Source organism: Paenibacillus sp. Y951 (assembly GCF_056786395.1).
This window is the reverse complement of sequence record NZ_JBXCIY010000025.1, coordinates 1-17,955: the sequence shown is the minus strand read 5'-3', so window position 1 is coordinate 17,955 and position 17,955 is coordinate 1. Positions and strand designations below refer to the sequence as shown.

11 protein-coding genes and 6 tRNA genes are annotated in these 17,955 nt (G+C 39.8%); 3 read left to right on the top strand and 14 right to left on the bottom strand.

The genetic code is table 11. From position 1 onward, the window contains the following. Positions 1-7: 7 nt before the first annotated feature. The 5 genes from AC1TPB_RS22525 to AC1TPB_RS22505 form a co-directional block, all read right to left on the bottom strand. On the bottom strand, positions 8-1,615 hold the full coding sequence (locus AC1TPB_RS22525; RefSeq protein ID WP_482078533.1) for a response regulator: 1,608 nt from the start codon (positions 1,613-1,615) through the stop codon (positions 8-10). 1 nt (position 1,616) lies between these two features. Beyond that, positions 1,617-3,332, bottom strand: coding sequence for a sensor histidine kinase (locus AC1TPB_RS22520; protein ID WP_482078532.1), 1,716 nt, complete (start codon positions 3,330-3,332; stop codon positions 1,617-1,619). Positions 3,333-3,589: 257 nt separating this feature from the next. Beyond that, complete coding sequence (locus AC1TPB_RS22515) at positions 3,590-4,000, bottom strand: DUF4870 domain-containing protein (RefSeq protein WP_482078531.1); 411 nt, start codon at positions 3,998-4,000, stop codon at positions 3,590-3,592. A 57-nt stretch (positions 4,001-4,057) separates the two neighbouring features. Continuing rightward, positions 4,058-4,753 carry a response regulator transcription factor gene (locus AC1TPB_RS22510; RefSeq protein WP_482078530.1) on the bottom strand — a complete coding sequence of 232 codons (696 nt, stop codon included), beginning with the start codon at positions 4,751-4,753 and terminating at the stop codon, positions 4,058-4,060. Between the two features lie 134 nt (positions 4,754-4,887). Then, the gene (locus tag AC1TPB_RS22505; protein ID WP_482078529.1) at positions 4,888-5,382 is read right to left on the bottom strand and encodes a hypothetical protein; all 495 of its coding nucleotides are present in this window, start codon (positions 5,380-5,382) and stop codon (positions 4,888-4,890) included. A gap of 211 nt (positions 5,383-5,593) precedes the next feature. Between AC1TPB_RS22505 and AC1TPB_RS22500 the strand changes: the two genes are divergently transcribed. Beyond that, the gene (locus AC1TPB_RS22500) at positions 5,594-7,225 is read left to right on the top strand and encodes a WG repeat-containing protein (protein ID WP_482078528.1); all 1,632 of its coding nucleotides are present in this window, start codon (positions 5,594-5,596) and stop codon (positions 7,223-7,225) included. 345 nt (positions 7,226-7,570) lie between these two features. Beyond that, complete coding sequence (locus tag AC1TPB_RS22495) at positions 7,571-10,822, top strand: ATP-binding protein (RefSeq protein ID WP_482078527.1); 3,252 nt, start codon at positions 7,571-7,573, stop codon at positions 10,820-10,822. 120 nt (positions 10,823-10,942) lie between these two features. Here AC1TPB_RS22495 and AC1TPB_RS22490 read toward each other — a convergent pair whose 3' ends face one another. The 3 genes from AC1TPB_RS22490 to AC1TPB_RS22480 all read right to left on the bottom strand — a co-directional run bounded on the left by AC1TPB_RS22490 (position 10,943) and on the right by AC1TPB_RS22480 (position 15,472). Next, complete coding sequence (locus AC1TPB_RS22490; protein ID WP_482061777.1) at positions 10,943-11,707, bottom strand: stalk domain-containing protein; 765 nt, start codon at positions 11,705-11,707, stop codon at positions 10,943-10,945. Positions 11,708-11,790: 83 nt separating this feature from the next. After that, positions 11,791-14,718, bottom strand: coding sequence for a COG1470 family protein (locus AC1TPB_RS22485; RefSeq protein WP_482078526.1), 2,928 nt, complete (start codon positions 14,716-14,718; stop codon positions 11,791-11,793). 226 nt (positions 14,719-14,944) lie between these two features. Beyond that, positions 14,945-15,472 (bottom strand): hypothetical protein, encoded by a 528-nt coding sequence (locus AC1TPB_RS22480; protein ID WP_482078525.1) that lies wholly within the window; start codon positions 15,470-15,472, stop codon positions 14,945-14,947. 289 nt (positions 15,473-15,761) lie between these two features. Here AC1TPB_RS22480 and brnQ point away from each other — a divergent pair, with 289 nt between their 5' ends. Then, positions 15,762-17,132, top strand: a complete 1,371-nt coding sequence (brnQ, locus tag AC1TPB_RS22475) for a branched-chain amino acid transport system II carrier protein (RefSeq protein WP_482061781.1) — start codon at positions 15,762-15,764, stop codon at positions 17,130-17,132. Positions 17,133-17,373: 241 nt separating this feature from the next. On the opposite strand, the gene AC1TPB_RS22470 is transcribed toward brnQ, so the two are convergent. From AC1TPB_RS22470 to AC1TPB_RS22445, 6 genes are all read right to left on the bottom strand, one after another. Continuing rightward, positions 17,374-17,455: transfer RNA gene (locus AC1TPB_RS22470), tRNA-Leu, on the bottom strand. A 19-nt stretch (positions 17,456-17,474) separates the two neighbouring features. Next, a tRNA-Arg gene (locus AC1TPB_RS22465) sits at positions 17,475-17,551 on the bottom strand. Between the two features lie 19 nt (positions 17,552-17,570). Continuing rightward, positions 17,571-17,644: transfer RNA gene (locus tag AC1TPB_RS22460), tRNA-Cys, on the bottom strand. A 7-nt stretch (positions 17,645-17,651) separates the two neighbouring features. Beyond that, positions 17,652-17,726: transfer RNA gene (locus tag AC1TPB_RS22455), tRNA-Gly, on the bottom strand. Between the two features lie 7 nt (positions 17,727-17,733). Next, positions 17,734-17,807 (bottom strand) — tRNA-Gln (locus tag AC1TPB_RS22450). 32 nt (positions 17,808-17,839) lie between these two features. Beyond that, a tRNA-His gene (locus AC1TPB_RS22445) sits at positions 17,840-17,915 on the bottom strand. Between the last annotated feature and the right edge of the window lie 40 nt (positions 17,916-17,955).

Here is a 17,955-nt window from a genome sequence, read left to right as displayed (position 1 = left end):
TCATCTACTACACTTTTTGAACCATTTTTCGATATTCTTGTGGCGTTAGCCCAGTCGTTTTTTTGAATAATTTAGAAAAATGCGAGAAATTAGCATATCCTACTTCCATTGCGATATCACTTACCCGCTGCTGACTATGCTCTAGTTGCTCTTTCGCCTTCGTTATTCGATTCTTAACTAAATAATCGGTTAATGAAAGGCCAGTCTCCCGACGAAATAAGCGTGATAAATACGCAGGATTCAAATAGACCTGTTCTGCTAATCGTTCTCTACTAAACTCTTCATCCATATGCGCAATCATATATTGCTGCACCTTCTCAATGACAGTGGAAACCTGCTTCCCTTCCGCAAACAAATTCCCATTAACTTGATGGCAAATTTGAATCGTCCATGCTTTTAGCCGCGATAAGGATTTCAATAGACCATCATTCATTTCCCAATGCTGAAGACTTAATATCCCATGACTACTTATCCCCTTCATCTGTAGCCATTGCATTAAACTATTCATAAATCCGAAATAGAAAGCAGCAAGATCATGGTAGCTCACTTGATCCTGTTGAAGTTTATCAAAATAAACATCAATTTGATAATCAAGCTGTGTCATTTTTCCCGTTTCAAGCAATATGATCCAATCTGGGAAGTGTACAACAGCTGTAGTATTGGATTCCAGCTTAACCGCTAGCTCCTTTTCTGATTTTACCGTACAAGATTGTGTAACATTTTGCTTCTCAATTGCAAGCAGATTTCGAATACCATCACGAATCGATGGTATTGGAATACTATCGCCAATGTAACAAGATAAGTAGCAATGTAAGTGCTCTCGACAATGCGCGATAAACTGATAAGATATATTCGTTAATGATAATTGCTGCTCAGCACTCGGCTCATACATAATAAGATAGAGAACTCCTTGACCATCTTGAATACAATGCCCCGTTCTATCAGCTAAGAAAAATTCCTCCGCTACATTTTTGATCGCGTAGGTCATTATTTCCTCATCTCGTGCTGACCATTCTTCCTTCCATTGCTCAATGCTAATGAAGATAACTTGAATATGGCTGTCCGATTGAAGTGGAATACTATAATTTTTCATCGCCGCATCCAAATATACGGTAGCAAGTGATTGCCGATAATGAATAAGATCATGCCAAAATCGTTCAACTAATAGTGGTCTCTCTAATTGCCATTGTTGAAAAAATTGATCATACGTTGAACGAATAGAATCTAATGATGTAATCTCTTCCGCTTTCTTATATGCTTCCGCCAATGCTTCTTGTAATAAACTATGATCGATTGGCTTCAATAAATATTTGAAGCTAGACAACTGTACAGCTTGTTGTGCGTATTTGAAGTCTGCATGTCCGGTTAGAAATAACGTTACGCAATTCATGGCATGTTCATTCATCCATTCAAGTAGATCGAGTCCATTTTGCCCCGGCATATCAATATCCGATAATACAACGTGTACTTGATGCATCCGCATAATTTCCTGCGCTTCCTCCACATCCATAGCTGTATAAATCTCTTGATATTGCAGCTTGTCCCACTGAATACCTTTCATAATGCCTCTTATCGCAATCTCCTCATCATCAACAATTAACAAATTGAATGACAAATTACTTCAACTCCTCATGAATAGGAAAATATATTTCGATGACTGCACCGCTCGCTGCATCATTATTGCGAAATTCTATCGTTGCTAGTTCTCCATAAAGCAATTCAAGCCGATTAATAACATTCATAATACCTAGACTTGTACGTTGACCTTCTTCAATCGCCTCATGCCGCCTTAGCTTAGTAAGAACATCCTCAGGGAAGCCAGTTCCATTATCGGAAATTGTAATTACAAAGCTGTGATCCGAGTTACGCTGTGCAGCAATTGTAATTTCAAATATTTGTTTGCGATTTTTGAAGCCATGAATAATCGCATTTTCTATGAATGGTTGGATCGTTAGCGCTGCGATTGGATAATCCAAAAACGGTTCGATATCTTCAATCGTCATAACTAATCGATTAGGGAAACGTAATTGCTGAATCGTAATATAGTTTTCAATATGCTTCAATTCTTCTTTCAATGTAATCATTTCTCTATTCGTTGTCATAATGAAGCGGAAATAATCTGCTAGATGTAACGACATTTTCTTCACGGAATCCATTTCTTCAAGGACAGCAAAGTTATAAATAATATTTAACGAGTTCATATAGAAATGCGGATTGATTTGCGATTGTAGTTGCTTCAGCTCGCCTTGCTTCACTCGTAGCTGTTCCTCGTACACATCAATTTTCAAGTTTTTCACTTGCTCCGCCATATCGTTAAATGTGTTCGCTAGAAAATCAAATTCAATAGTATGATTACGTTGCAAGCGCACTTCCAAATTTCCCAATGAAACCTTTTTCATACCGAGCATTAACTCATGCAAAGGTTTAAATAGCATACGTTGCATAAATAGAATGTATAGAACGAGAATAACAAAGAAAAAGATAGGAGCAACAATCGTTGCATTTCGAAAAAACAATAGTTCACGCATAATTGTTTTTTCAGGTATCGCAAGACGATATGCCATATTCGCTACATGACTGCGTTGCTCAAGTAACACATAATCACTGGCATTCGCATCAATAATTTCAGAGCTTGATTCGCCTTCTAATCTACTATATGCCGTTAATACATTTGATAGCTGATCATTCTCTACATTGAAAATATCGGTAAATCCAATATCCCCATCATTCCACTGAATCAACAGTAGATCGTGAATATCTTGAATCGTTACAATCGCTCCAAAAAATAGATCATCGGTTACTTTTATGTAGTTGATCAAAAAGTATCTACCAGCAATATGATCACTTTCACCTAATTGCCAACTTGATTTACCGTACTGATACATGTCAAATTTCAATGGTGACGCGTCCATATATTCCGTTATTAACTTATAAGTATTACTGTATACGCTTTCAGTACCAAAAATAATATCGTCTGTTTGATACAGAAAGATAGAATCTACGAGATTATATACTCCAGCATCACGATCCAATTTGGCATCAACTCTAACTTTGGTTAATGTATACTCATTGCTGCTTACAGGGTAAGAAGTTAACAATCCAATATCCGCGTCCAAAACGCCCATCTTATATAGATAGTCATCAATTTGTTCTAAATAGTGATCGATTTGACCGGTGAATATAGTTAACGTATTGTTATACGTTTCTGATACTTTCACTCGTACAAGATCGCGAGAATTGGAATTGTTAATTAACATATAGGTCACTATAGGGATCATAACTACAATAAAACCTACCATAAGTTTGTATTTCACAGATTGATGATGAAACATAAATCAACCTCACCTATTCTCTTTAATAGTAACCATCACTATTATTATATAGCACTTGCTTAATTTTACTAGTTTTACTATTCTCATACAACAGAACTAATCTATTAATAAAACTTCTATCCATCATTTTTTTGAACTACCTCTATAAGAAAAGCCGATTTCAAGGTAGTTGAGTCCACCCTGAAATCGGCCATTGAATTAATTTTTTAGCGATTATTCACTATTTTTATACTTCGTTTATTTCCACCGGATTTGGCCTATTTCAGTTGCTTTTCTGCCAAATCTCCAACAAGCGGCAATTTGAACCATTTCCCCTGATAAGCCTTCACCATTAAAACGATCCACAAGATCAAAGATAACGGCGCTAACAAGATGCTCACAAGCAGCCCTAATAGTGGAATCACGTTGAGCACCATACTTACGACAAATATAGCTGCGAACGTAAAGATCGATTGCAATGCATGGAATCGAATAAATCGGTTTTCTTTTTCGATCAACAAAAATATTATGCCCGTAACAAACCCAAAGAGATAACATAATAGCCCTGCCAAGTTTTCCTCCAAGCCTGAAGCTGTCTTTCCTTTTCCAGAATTAAAACCTTCCATCGGAGCCCCCCCTTCTTCTTTAAACACCGTCTGATTAATTTGATTTTTATCCAAATCACTCATTATCTTATCCTCCTCCTTAATGTGCAAAAAAAGATAGATTGATCTTCAAAATAAATCTCATTTCGCAAATAAATAACCGAAGCCACGAACCGTGCGAATGTACTGTAAATGAGCTGAATCCGTTTCTAGCTTGCGACGTAAATTACTGATGTGTACCTTCACCGTTTCAATATTGCCGGTCGATTCCAAGCCCCATATATGATCATATAATTGTTCGGCGCTCCACACCTGATTGGGATGCTGAACCAGTAGCATTAGCAACTGTGCTTCTTTGGCAGATAACTCTAATGGCTCACCGTTCAGTTTAAATTGATAACAATTTAGATCAATTTCTAACTCACCGTATTTTAGTATGGCGCTCGACTGTTCCATATCGGAACCAAATTGACGGTATCGACGCAGATTCACCTCAATCCGAGCTTGGAGTTCTCTAAAATCAAATGGCTTCGTAATATAATCATCGCCGCCCAGTTCGAAGCACTTCAATTTGTCAGAGACTCCCCTTCTACTACTCAAGTAAATAATAGGCAACGTTAATTTGGTTCTTACTTGCCTGCATAGTTCAAAACCATCCATCCTCGGCATTTCAATATCTAACAAAATGAGTTGGGGGTGTACTCGTTCCAAAATCGTTAAAGCTTCTTCACCATCGCTAGCAGTTAGAACATGGTAGCCATTCTTCTGCAAATACAATTGGATGAGTTCCCTAATCCCGATCTCATCTTCAACGATAAGAATGTTTTCACCAGCCACTATCTCCCTCCTTTCTAGATTAGATGCTTGACGAATTATATTCCTATAGAAGATACATTGCTTTCTTCGTAAACTCAATAGTTATTATTTAATAGATCCAATGATTCGCCTAATCACCTGAATTAAGCATACTTTCAATCTTCTTTCTTTTCAGTAAATGTCATCCAGACACGATGCTGTCCCTCCGCATTTGTATCGAATACAATAGCACCTCCATAATTTATCCCAGATATATGTCCAATTACAATATAACCATGCCCTATACTAGTCTCCATCATCGCATTCGCAGTTACCTCATAACCATGTTCAAGTAATAACTGCTCATACAGCTTAGCGTTAGCCTCCATGTCATCTTCATAAATGTATTCAGCAGTCCACCCTCGCTTTTTCCCCGTTGCCAATTCAGCAAATGGTTCCCCTTCGGTCCAACCATCCAGTATTGGTAAAGGAAATTGATCCGGAATCTGTGCTGGCTCAGCACTGCGCTTCGCATCCAACTCATTGATAAGCTGTGATCCATCCTCAACTTCATTGACACTTTCATTGACACCTTCTACTTTTTTTTCCCCGCAGCCACTTAGCAAAACGACGACCAACAATACCGATACTATTAAAAATCCTCTTCTCATATTCAAAACTCCTTTTTTTCATTTTTCCTACTTAAAGTAGATACGTATTTCAATTATGCCAGCTTAAAGTTAAGTCGAGGTTAAGTGATGAAAAAGAAATTTGAGATTTCGCGCAACCCTTTACCTATATTTAACCTACAAATATTAGAATAGACCTAACGTATTAATCATCTTTTTTTACATGTAAACTGAAAAAGGGAGTGTGTATAACTTGAAAAAAAGTAGACATTTATTCATCTGTTTCTTATTATTGTTTTCCTTACTACCCACGATGCAAGGAAAAGCTGCTTCGTCCTACGCAATTACACCGCAATATGAGATGGTGCAAAACTTTAGCGAGGGATTAGCTGCAGTTTTTTCCAATGAACACTGGGGTTATATTGACAAAAAGGGAATTCATGTGATTCCGCAGCAGTATGATTATGCCTTGCCATTTCATGATGGTTTGGCTGGGGTCGCAAGCAATGGATACTGGGGATTTATTAACAATACTGGGCAAATGATCATCGAACCGCAATTCGAAATGTTGGATATTCAGCCGGATAATATTGGAGGGTTTAGTGAAGGACTAGCTTCTGTATCCATTAATGATCGCTGGGGATTCATTGACAAATTCGGTAATATTGTAATCGAACCGCGATATGATTACGCCTTTTCCTTCAGTGAAGGACTTGCTGCTGTTTCCCTTGATGACAAATGGGGCTACATTAACAAGCAAGGAGATATTGTCATCGAACTTATGTATGAATTAGCCTCGCCATTCAGCGAAGGGGCTGCAGCCGTATATTATTGGGAGGGCTGGGGCTTTATTGACAAAGCAGGTGAGGCCTTCACGGGTTTTATATACTCCTCGCCATCTATGTTCAAAGAGGGACATGCACCTGTAGATGAAGGTTTTATTGACCTCAATGGCAATCTAACCATAAACTTTATGGATGAGCATTATTATGATATGGCTGATCCTTTTCACGACGGAATTGCAGCCGTATATAAAATCATGCAGAGAGAGTTTTATTACGGATTTATGGATCGCCAAGGCAATGAAATTATTGCCCCCCAATTTCCTCTAGCAAGAAAAATTGAATTCCGCGATGGAAGAGGAGCAATTAATGAAAATGGGCTTTGGGGATTCATCGATCGAACAGGTGATATAGTCATATCTCCACAATTCGAGGATATTTCAGGTGACTTTAATGAAGGACTCGTTGGTGTTTCGGTTGGGGGCAAATGGGGATTCATTGATACAAACTTCCAGACGACATTAGCAACACCAAACATAGAGAAGCCTTCCAGATGGGCAGTTGCTGAGATAGAAGCAGCGGTAACACTGAATCTCGTACCTAACGCTATGAACAAAAGTTATACATCTCATATCAATCGCCAGCAATTTAGTGAATTAATCGTCAATCTGTTTAGTGTCATTGATGGCTTGTCTGTTAACGATTGGATCACACAAATTCAAGGGAATCTCCCGAAAAATGTGTTCGATGATACGAATGATCCCATCGTGCTTGCTGCATATCATCTGGGCATTGTGAATGGTAAAGGAGTTCGAAGGTTTGATCCAGACGGCAAAATTACTCGGCAAGAAGCAGCGGTAATGCTGCAAAGAGCTGCGCTCAAATTAGGAATAAAAACAACTCCTCAATCGTCTCCCTACGCGGATCAGGCATCCATAGCTAGTTGGGCACTGGATGGAGTCATGTACGTAGCTGCTCTTGAAGATAAGACGACTCGTATAGCGGTCATGGGTGGAGTAGCAAACAATCGATTTGATCCTTCAGGAAATTATACACGTGAGCAAGCATTCATCACGATCAAAAGGCTTTTTCATACATTGTAAGCCATTACGTATTACCGCATAATAAGAAAACTAGAATCGATTCAATTGCTATTCCATAAAAAGGTGGCAGCGCCCTTTTCTACTTAAAGTGGCTGCCACCCTAACTATAATCAATCAAATCATTCGTTGTCACCTCGAATCTCTCCTTCTTTTGTGTCGATATCTATCGCTATGAATTGATCATATTGTAGTACACCAAGGTTAAGTAATGTAAAACGTGACTAATGACCCAATAAAAAGCTTATTTGACAAAAATATCTGTTTTTAAGTTATAGTATGGAAGGATATATATATTAATGTTTGCGTAATAATAATGTAACTTCTTGAAGAGGAGTGAATTGATTCGTGTTAAAATCTAAATCCAAATATGTTTTTATTCTTCTAATTATTATTTTGTTTACCGTTAATGTCCTTCCTACTGAAGCCCAAGAATATCAAGGCGACACTCTTATTTTGCGTGAGTCTACCGAAAAGGTAGATTTATATTCTTATTTGTATATGCTGGAAGACAACGAGAAGCGTCTAACCATCGACGATGTTTCTTCCGTTAGCTATGCGGATAAATTTACTTATTCAGAGCAAATGCCACAAAAAGGCGGCTTTTTTGAAGCTGCACTATGGACTCGGTTTGAAGTAAATAACCAAACGGATCAAGAACAATGGTTATTTGAAATCGCTTTCCCACTTGTTTATTTTATTAATATTTATTCTGCAGATGAATCAGGGATAATAGAACTTCATAATGCAGGGACTATCTACCCATTTGAACAACGAGAGATCAACCATCGTAACTTCATTTTTGATTTGAAGATAGAAGCGAACGAGACGAAAATCTTTTACATTTTACTTCATGGGGCAGGTGGTCTACATCCACCTTTTCACCTTTGGAATACTCAATCTATGATTCAGAAAAGTCAAACTGAATTTACATTGCTTGGTATTTTTTACGGCATGGTTTTAGTCATGATATTATACAATTTGTTTCTTTATTTCAGTTTGCGCTTGAGAAGTTACTTATACTATGTGCTTGCTATTACTTGTACAGTCATAGGGCAATTATCACTTAATGGACTCGGTTTTCAATATTTGTGGCCATATTCTCCTTGGTGGAATACAATTTCTACTCCTTTTTGGGTAAGCCTAGCATGCATTGGTATTCTTATGTTTGCCAGAAGCTTTTTGGATACTGATCGCTATTTCCCCAAATTCAAACAGGCTTCATATATACTGATGATTCTAAATGCTGTCGTCATCGCCATGCTGTTTATATCGAATTTAGTCGCACTAAATATCATGCTCCTTAGTACGGTCAGTACGTTTATTGCAGTACTAACCGTCGCTTTCATATGCTTAAAGCGAGGGGCACGCCAGGCACGCTTTTTTATAGTCGGTTGGCCATTCTTCTTTATTGGGATATCTATCACGATACTAGAGAGAGCAGCAGTCATTCCTTTTTCGAATTACACAGAATATGCGGGGCAGATTACTTTAGTAGTAGAGGTCGTTTTATTATCTCTAGCGCTGGCAGATAAAATCAATATTATGCGTTCTGAAAAGGAGCTAGCAGAACACGAAGCTACAGAAAGTCATGCTCTGGCTATAGAAAGTTTAAAGCAGGCAGATGAACTTAAAGATGAGTTTTTAGCAATTACATCGCATGAATTACGTACACCACTATATGGAATGATCGGCCTTGCTGAATCAATACGTGATGGTGCGACTGGAGATGTTCCTGCTGAGATGAGCAATCAACTCGCAATGATCATAACTAGTGGTAATCGATTGAGTTATTTAATAAACGATATATTAGATTTTTCAAAATTAAAACATAATGCTTTAGATGTACATAAAAAGCCAATCTACCTGCCAGGACTAGTCGATATCATCCTTACTATTTGTCAGCCATTAGTGAAGCATAAGGCGATAAAACTTATTAATCTTACTGATGATACCCTACCAGCTGTAAATGCGGATCAAGATCGTCTCCAGCAAATTTTGTATAACCTAGTGGGCAATGCTATTAAATATACTGATCATGGTGAAGTAGTTATTTCAGCTGAACTTAAAGAGAAACAAATGAAAATAAGTGTTTCGGATACTGGAAAAGGGATTTCTAAAGAACAACAGAGCATTATATTCGAACCATTCCAGCAAGGTGATGTTTCTCTTTCGAGAGATGTTGGGGGTACTGGCATCGGTTTAAACATAACAAAGCAGTTAGTCGAGTTGCATGGCGGCATTATTGAAGTACATTCGAAGGTAGGAATAGGTTCAATATTTAGTTTTACCCTGCCTATACAACCGGGCGATGAGTATGTAAAGGAAATTGCAATTACAGTAGAACCTCTCTTAATAGAAGAGATAAAACTGTTAACGACAAGCTATCAACCACAAGGCAACACATTATCCAAAATATTAGTCGCTGATGACGAGCCTATCAACTTACAAGTACTAATGAATCAACTCACATTAGAAGGCTATCAAGTATTGACAGCTTCTAATGGAGAGGAAGTACTAAGCATCATCGCCGAGCACGAGATTGAATTGCTAATCCTCGATATTATGATGCCAAAAATGTCTGGTTACGAAGTGTGTCGACGTTTACGAAATAACTATTCATTAATGGAATTACCAATTTTGATGCTCACGGCAAAAAATCAAGTTCGTGATAGAATTACAGCATTCGAGGTCGGGGCTAATGATTATTTACTCAAGCCTTGTGATAAGCAAGAACTACTTTCTCGTGTGAAGACATTAGTTCGACTAAGAAGCTTAAATCAGAAACTAATCATATTGAACCTTGAGCTTGAGGAAAAAGTACAAGAACGCACACAAGCATTGGAAGTCGCTAATATTGATCTGACACAAATGAACGAAGATTTAATTGCCATGGCGGAATCACGCCGCCATCTTCTAGCAAATATAGCACATGAACTAGGGACACCTGTTACGTTAATTCATAGTTATGTGCAAGCACTACAAAGTGGATTAGTTGACTCAGATGATGCTTATTTTAGTAATCTCGTTCATAACAAGATGAATGTCCTCAGTCGATTAATCAGTGATTTATCTGACTTATCCAAGCTTGAAGCTGGGCATTCGAATTTAAATCTCCAAAATATCAACTTAGATACATGGCTTGGACAAATCTATCATAAGTTCGAGTTTGATGTTACTCAATATGGTAGGATTGTCGAAACAACTAACATTATTAAGGGAACAAAACATTTTAACTGCTCTATCGATAATGGACGAATGGATCAAGTGTTTTCAAACTTAATATCTAATGCTGTTAAAAATACATCTGAAGGTGCTGGAAAAATATCTATACAAGTTAAAGTCAATAAGACTGATGAGGAAGTTATTATCCAGATTAAAGATAACGGCTATGGCATCAGTGAAGACAAACTGCCATTTATATTCGATCGATTTTATAAAGCATCTGCGTCTACTGCAGCAGCGGAACAGACTGGTACCGGATTAGGATTAGCTATCGTTAAAGAACTTGTTCATGCCCATAAAGGGAGAATCTGGGTAGAAAGTAAATTGAATAAAGGTAGCACTTTTTATGTTGCGTTGCCAATCCGGGTTGGCTAGTAGGATATCTGCCCACCACAGTAATCTTTGTATGAATACATAACGATGGAGACTCGTTCTCGCACCCGCTACGCTTAAAAATAAAAGGAGGGCAATCTGCCCACCTTTTCCCGATCTGTATTATTGGCTTGGATATCTACCTAGCATAGGTTCACCAATTACACTCAATACTCCATTCGTTCTAACATAAAACTTTTCCACATTGCTAATTTCTACTTCCAAATCATAATACTTACCAAATTGTACGTCTTCACCTTCCATTACCACAATCGGACCCGAACCATCCAATCCAATTACTTCGATAAACGGTGCTTTTTGCAATGCGCTTTCCTTTGAGTCCTCAAGCCAAATTCTCGTTTTGAATACATCAAAATTTTTACTGTTATCAACTGTCATTCTTAGATAATAGGAATGTATGGAATCATTGGCATAGCCATATTCAAAATCACTTTTAGGTCCTCGATTTAGAATTTTGGGCTCCTTGCTTTTTAATCGGTATGCCCCGGCATCAGCAGCATCGACATACTCCGTAGTTACAGGAGTATAGATCGTTCCATCCTCGCCAACAATCTCCTCCTCCTTTTCATCACCTAGATGGATCGTTTGCGTACTTCCGTCCCAACCTACTTCAATTCCTGTTACTTCAGCTACTGCTCTCAGCGGCAAATATGTTCTACCTTTGTAAGTAATCGGTGAAAGTTTTTCTCCTGTTACCTCATCAATTGCCACAAAGCTCTTCCCATTTAACAAAATCGTTAGTCCTGAATTCAAATATGCCGTTATTTTTGTCATTTGACTCGCCGCAATAACACTTCCGGTGGCACTGAACATCAATACGACTGACAGCACTACGATTAACTTTTTCTGATTAAACCATTGTTTCATTGTAATTTCCCTCCTGGAATCCTCATTTTTAATACACCCCCTATCCTATCCGTTCAAGGTTAAATCTAGGTAAAGATTTTGAACTATTTTTCGAGTAATTTTAATATTTCCTTTAAGTCTTCCAATTCCTTTCGTTCATCAGGATCCATCTGAGTTATATACTCATCTGAATGAATAATATCTTGCAAATTGATGGATTCTGTAAAAGGGATTTCCGATTCTTCCATACCGCAAACATCCCAGTACACAGAGCCCCCACCAATGAATGGCAGTTCAAATCCTAAGTCAGCGAGCGGATTGACTGTCGGATTTTTATGGCGAACCGTATAATGACCTTGAAAACTGCCCCTTATAGTACCAATTAAATGGACCGTACTCATATTTTCTTCTGATGATAGGTAATCCTTATATTCTGCTGCCTCTACCTCGCCTTGTATCGTACCGCTAATCCAGACGTGATGATGCTCAGAACCCAATTGGGTAAATTCGTCAATGGTCACCGTCGCTTTCAGTTCATCACTCATCGGCTCTGCGTTTCCGTCACGTAATGCCGGCGGTGGTATCATGTAGAAACCGTTTGGATGATGTGGACTCGGTACACCCGCTATCGCTCCATTCTTAAATAGCACGGATCTGTCGGACATTTCGTTGCCTACGTTAATTATCTTCACTGGATAAGTACCTTGATCGCCAGGTAAAGGACCATTTCCTTCAAATATAATTTGAAGGTTTTCTCCGTTTAATAGGTTTGTAAAAAGCAATTTCGTTAAGCGCCCCTCGCCATCTTCTCCTGCACGTTCCATGCGAGATGTATCAGAGCTTTGTTTTTCCTGAAAAGAACTAATTTCCCATTCAGCCGAACATGTGCAATCTCCCACTCGAACCGGAACACTCTTCTTCAAAGAAGGATCAGCAACACTTGTTGCGGTAACGGTAACGATTGCAACTTGATCCGGAGCAGTAAATAAGCCACTTCCATCTATCGTGCCTGCACTTGCAGCCCAAGTTACCCTCTGATTGGAAAAGTTATGAACGACGGCTTGAAAAGCCTGCTGTTCGCCCGGTTCTACACAGCATTCATTGGGCGAAATTTCAATGCTACTGCTCGTGCTACGCAAAAGCGCGTGTCCTTCACGACGCGGAGCATCAGACAGCGCCCTTAGACCCATGCTGGATGTACTGACCGCAGTAATCGTAACGGGAAAATCTGCTTCATTATAAGAGGTATCTATCATCAGTATAGATTTCCCATTCGGCTCCGTTCTTACTGTAATCCGATGCGCGCCTGCAGGGTGAACCTCCCAAGCGACTCCCGTATCATTGGCATTATGGACCGTTGCCCTGACTTGGGTAGATGTTCCAGGCTTAAACGTCATTTCACTTGGAGAGACGATAACTTCAATCGGCAACACTTCAATCCTCGTATCTTTAAAAAAGAACGTTCCATTGGGATTAAATGCACGGCGGCCAAACCTGTCCCCGCGAGGCGATACTTCCAGCGTCGCTTCTCCCGTGGCTTGAGCGCGGTACGTATAGCGATCCACTAAATATACCGGTGCCGTAGCTTCCGGATTGATACGCACATCGCTCCAATTTTCATCCGTGATATCCGTCGGTCCGAACTCGCATGGAGGGAATTCGTATACACCTGTTCGATTCGTTCCTTTGCCAAAGAGTCGATTGGTCAGATGCGAATCCCACAGCTGACTTGTAAATCCCCCCATTGCTTTCGTACCTTCATCAAATTTGAGCTTATAATGCTTTTGCGCACCTTTACTGACCCTACTTCCCAATACATTTAACAGAGTTTCAAAAGCCGCTTTGTCCGCACTCCAGCCACTACTTTGGGCTGTAACTAACGCTTTGTCCCATGATCCATCCAAATTTTCATCATCTTCTAGAAATGTAGCAGGGTTTATATCTACCTTCAACTCAACAAATTCGCTTGGTAGTAGCCCCTCCATCGCTTCGTAACGTATTTTCGTCAAATTGATTGCGGTTCCTACTACATTTGAAACCTTAGTAGCCTGAGGAACACCGCCTGCTGCGGCCAATACACCGGCAGCCCCCCACATCAGTCCTGCAGCATCCAACAACTCTGTGCCATCACCGTAAATTTCATTTTTGATCTGCATATTCATCATTTTATCAAGCAAGGCAGCGTCGGGGCGATGCCATCCCGTGCCACACGTTAATGGTATCTCTTCGACACTGCTGATGGTGACAAGCCCGCTTATCTTTGAAGTTCGAAAGGCTAGCGATTCATTGAGCGATAGAGCCTCCATATTATCAAGATTTGCGGTATACTCTGTCAGCGCATGTAGAATCCCACTTTGTTCCACCAACCCATCAATCAGCTTCCACCGCTTCACTGATAGTTCACCGACCAACGGAGAGTCATTATCTGCAATTCGCATGATTGAATTCGGATTCTGTGCTCCTTGCAAAATTTCATCAACAACAAAGTGTGCAGCAGCGAATGGATTCTCTTCCAACAGCTGCGCATGTGCAGCTACCGTAACATCAGTGCCTAACAAACGAGCTTGTGCATTACCCATCTTAACAAGCGAGTTAGCTAGCTTTTTGAAAGCGCCGGGAGAGTCCGGCAATGCATGAATCGTAAAGGGTACGGAATCACAATAGTTATCCTTCTCATCAATTAGCCTCATACTCACTTCCCCGCCGCTGCTAAGCAGTTCGGGATGTACCGGCAGATGAAAAGTTGCTCCTACCCCATCCTCATCGCGCTCGACAGGAACGAGTAAACTATATTCACCATTGTCGCTAATCGCGATTAGCGACAAAAGCTTTTCGAACTCAGAAGGAGCCCCATTAAGCTTGATCATGTCCATCGGCATTCCAGCGGTAGCTGAATATCGAACATCTGCACAAGCAAGGTTCATTCCTTCAAATTGTTCAGTCTTGACTTTCTGACATGCTGTAAAGATGACAACTATTACAAGACATACAGCGAATGTAACAATGTAGTTACGATATCGGAAATTCAGCATGATCCATTCCTTTCTATTCAAGATCCGTTAAGTACATCAAAATACTAATCAGAAATCCAAGTAATGAAAACACATTGATGACCATACTCAGAATAAATAGGCTACGAATTTGAAGATCGACTGCGGGGCATGGAACCGTACAAAACGATTTTCTTTTGAAGTTACGGATTCCTCTTCCGTAAAAATGGTTTTTTTTAGATTTCACCTAACCATCTCAGATTTTTGGTTACTTCTTCTCTGAAAACACAATCTCCACATACGCTTGCCCCTTGCCCCATTCGCTGTATTCATCGCCAATATTGAAAGTAAATGTACCGTGATAAGTGACTCCTGCTAACTCTGCCGTCCCTATCTTAAATACTTCATTCAATAAGGTTTGGGTCTCATACCCTAATTCTTCGATTACTTCCTTATAAGCGAGAGCCTGCTCCACCTCATCTCCATCGAAAGTGAAGATAGCCTCCCAGTCCATCCCTTCGTCATACTCTCGAACCTCAAACTTCTCCTCTTTCCAGCCAGATGGCACAGGGAATGGGTATATGTCCAGATGGTCAATAAAGGGCGGTATTCCAACTGAATCCGTTGACTTTGTCTCGCTGTGATGAACAGCAGCAGTGTCATTTGGTTGCTCAACAATCGGTAATTGTGAACGATCTTGCTTATTCTGGTCGCCTCCTAAATCTTGTTTTTCCCCACAGCCATTTAATATTGTGATGAACAACGCACATATTAAAACAAGTATTCCTTTTCTCATATTCCACTTCCCCTTTCTCAATTAAAGGATAATCAACAAAGGTTAAGTCTTGGTTAAATCGGCAAAATAAAATCTAACGAAAGAGTTTTATCATGTTTGTTATCCGTGCGTCCATTTTAATCCTCGCTATCGCTCCCCACCACCACCGTTTTGATTCTTTTTCACAAAAAACATCGAACGGAGGATCCGAATATGATAAAATCAATCTATGGGATTACTACTCGTTTTGTAATCATGATAATTTTCAGCAATTTATACATTACGAATTTCAACAGGAGACTAATACACAATGAACAAGATTATTTCAACAAAAGATACCATCATCATCGGACTTATGCTGTTTGCTCTATTTTTTGGTGCTGGCAACCTAGTGTTCCCTATAATGCTAGGGCAATCTGCTGGTACGGAAGTTTGGTCAGCAAATCTAGGATTTCTCATCACTGGAGTAGGCTTACCTCTTTTAGCCATCATCGCTTTCAGTTTTTCAGGAAAACAGGATTTACTTTCTTTAGCTAAAAGAGCTCACCCTATATTCGGACTCGTATTTACAACTACACTCTATTTAACAATAGGTCCACTGTTTGCGATGCCTAGAACAGGTAGTGTCGCTTATGAAATTGCCATTAAGCCTTTTTTAGGCGAACAAGCTAGCTTTGTCCCATTGCTGCTGTTTAGTATTTTATTTTTCGGCATAACATTTTTATGCTCTTTAAATCCTTCAAGGATGATTGATATCGTCGGAAAAATACTTACACCTGTATTAATTTTATTTATTGCCATTTTAGCTGCAGTTGCTTTAATCAATCCACTTGGGATTCCTCAAGAGCCACAAGCTAATTATCAGGCTAATGCGTTATTTCATGGGTTTCAAGAAGGCTATTTGACAATGGATGCGCTCGCCGCTTTCGTATTTGGAATTATTATTATCAACGCAATTAAAGAAAAAGGGGCTCAATCAAAAAAACTGTTACTTATTACAGGCGTGAAGTCATCTCTTATATCAGCAGCAGTTCTTGCGATTATTTATACATTGCTTGCCTATATTGGAGCCACCAGTGTGGAACAGTTTGGCTATTTAAATAATGGGGGAGAAATCCTCGCCAATATATCTCAGCATTATTTCGGTAATTTTGGTGGGATCATTTTAGGCATTATTGTCATGCTTGCTTGTCTAACGACAAGTATTGGGCTAACGACCTCATGTAGTGTCTATCTGTATCAATTAATGCCACGTGTCTCGTATAAGGTATGGGCTATCCTTTTATCAATAACTAGCGCATTGCTTGCTAATATCGGATTAAGCCAACTAATTGAATTTTCGGTTCCAGTTTTAACTATTCTTTATCCAATTTCTATAGTGCTTATCTTTTTAACCTTCCTGCATCCGCTTTTCAAAGGTAAAAAACAGGTTTATTGGGGAAGTCTAGCGCTAACCTTACTATTCAGTTTCGTCGAGGGTCTATCTATTTCAAAACTGAATTTGTCTTTCATTACCGATTGGCTTGGAGGTTTCCTGCCGATTCACAATATTTTAGAGTCCTTCACCGACTTGCTTAGCGACTTCTTACCCTTTTATGACATTGGTCTTGGCTGGGTGTGCCTTGCTGTAGCTGGAGCTCTCATTGGCTATATATGGCCAGTCCGCAAGGCTCAAATATGACGCGGCTAGTTTCTCCAAATGTGGAATGAAACAACGCGTGTCGGTTGATCGTTTTCATCGAGTACGGATTTGAGAGTCCTTCGCCCTGTAATTTAAAGGACGAAGGACTCTTTCTTTGCTTTGCAATGGGTAATCGAATTATAATTCCAAAGTTTCTTCAGCGCAGACAATGAGTGGGGGTTGGGCTATACAACAAAAAAAGCCCACCAGATAAATTATCTGATGAACCATTGATTTAAAGTGGTACCGGCGAGAGGACTCGAACCTCCACGGTCTCCCATTCGATTTTGAGTCGAACGCGTCTGCCATTCCGCCACGCCGGCGTAGTAAAAAGAAAAAATATGGCGCGCCCTAAGAGATTCGAACTCCTGGCCTTTTGATTCGTAGTCAAACGCTCTATCCAGCTGAGCTAAGGGCGCAAATCTATTAGTTGTATTATGGAGGCGCCACCCAGATTTGAACTGGGGATAAAGCTTTTGCAGAGCTTTGCCTTACCACTTGGCTATGGCGCCAACTTTATGGAGCGGAAGACGGGAATCGAACCCGCGACCCTCGCCTTGGCAAGGCGATGCTCTACCGCTGAGCCACTTCCGCATATATATGGCTGGGGATTCAGGATTCGAACCTGAGATGACGGAGTCAAAGTCCGTTGCCTTACCGCTTGGCTAAACCCCAACGTTTAACCGAGTGTATTGTTTTTGAATAAATGGGGCGACCGATGGGACTTGAACCCACGAATGCCGGATCCACAAACCGGTGCGTTAACCCCTTCGCCACGACCGCCATATGTTATTCAACAAAGTTCATCTGGCAGGGGCAGCAG

What these genes read in the sequence shown, in the direction of transcription:
- AC1TPB_RS22520 (WP_482078532.1), bottom strand. Translation starts at nt 3,332, where the DNA reads ATGTTTCATCATCAATCTGTGAAATACAAACTTATGGTAGGTTTTATT.
- AC1TPB_RS22490 (WP_482061777.1), bottom strand. Translation starts at nt 11,707, where the DNA reads ATGAAACAATGGTTTAATCAGAAAAAGTTAATCGTAGTGCTGTCAGTC.
- AC1TPB_RS22480 (WP_482078525.1), bottom strand. Translation starts at nt 15,472, where the DNA reads ATGAGAAAAGGAATACTTGTTTTAATATGTGCGTTGTTCATCACAATA.
- AC1TPB_RS22515 (WP_482078531.1), bottom strand. Translation starts at nt 4,000, where the DNA reads ATGAGTGATTTGGATAAAAATCAAATTAATCAGACGGTGTTTAAAGAA.
- AC1TPB_RS22505 (WP_482078529.1), bottom strand. Translation starts at nt 5,382, where the DNA reads ATGAGAAGAGGATTTTTAATAGTATCGGTATTGTTGGTCGTCGTTTTG.
- brnQ (WP_482061781.1), top strand. Translation starts at nt 15,762, where the DNA reads ATGAACAAGATTATTTCAACAAAAGATACCATCATCATCGGACTTATG.
- AC1TPB_RS22485 (WP_482078526.1), bottom strand. Translation starts at nt 14,718, where the DNA reads ATGCTGAATTTCCGATATCGTAACTACATTGTTACATTCGCTGTATGT.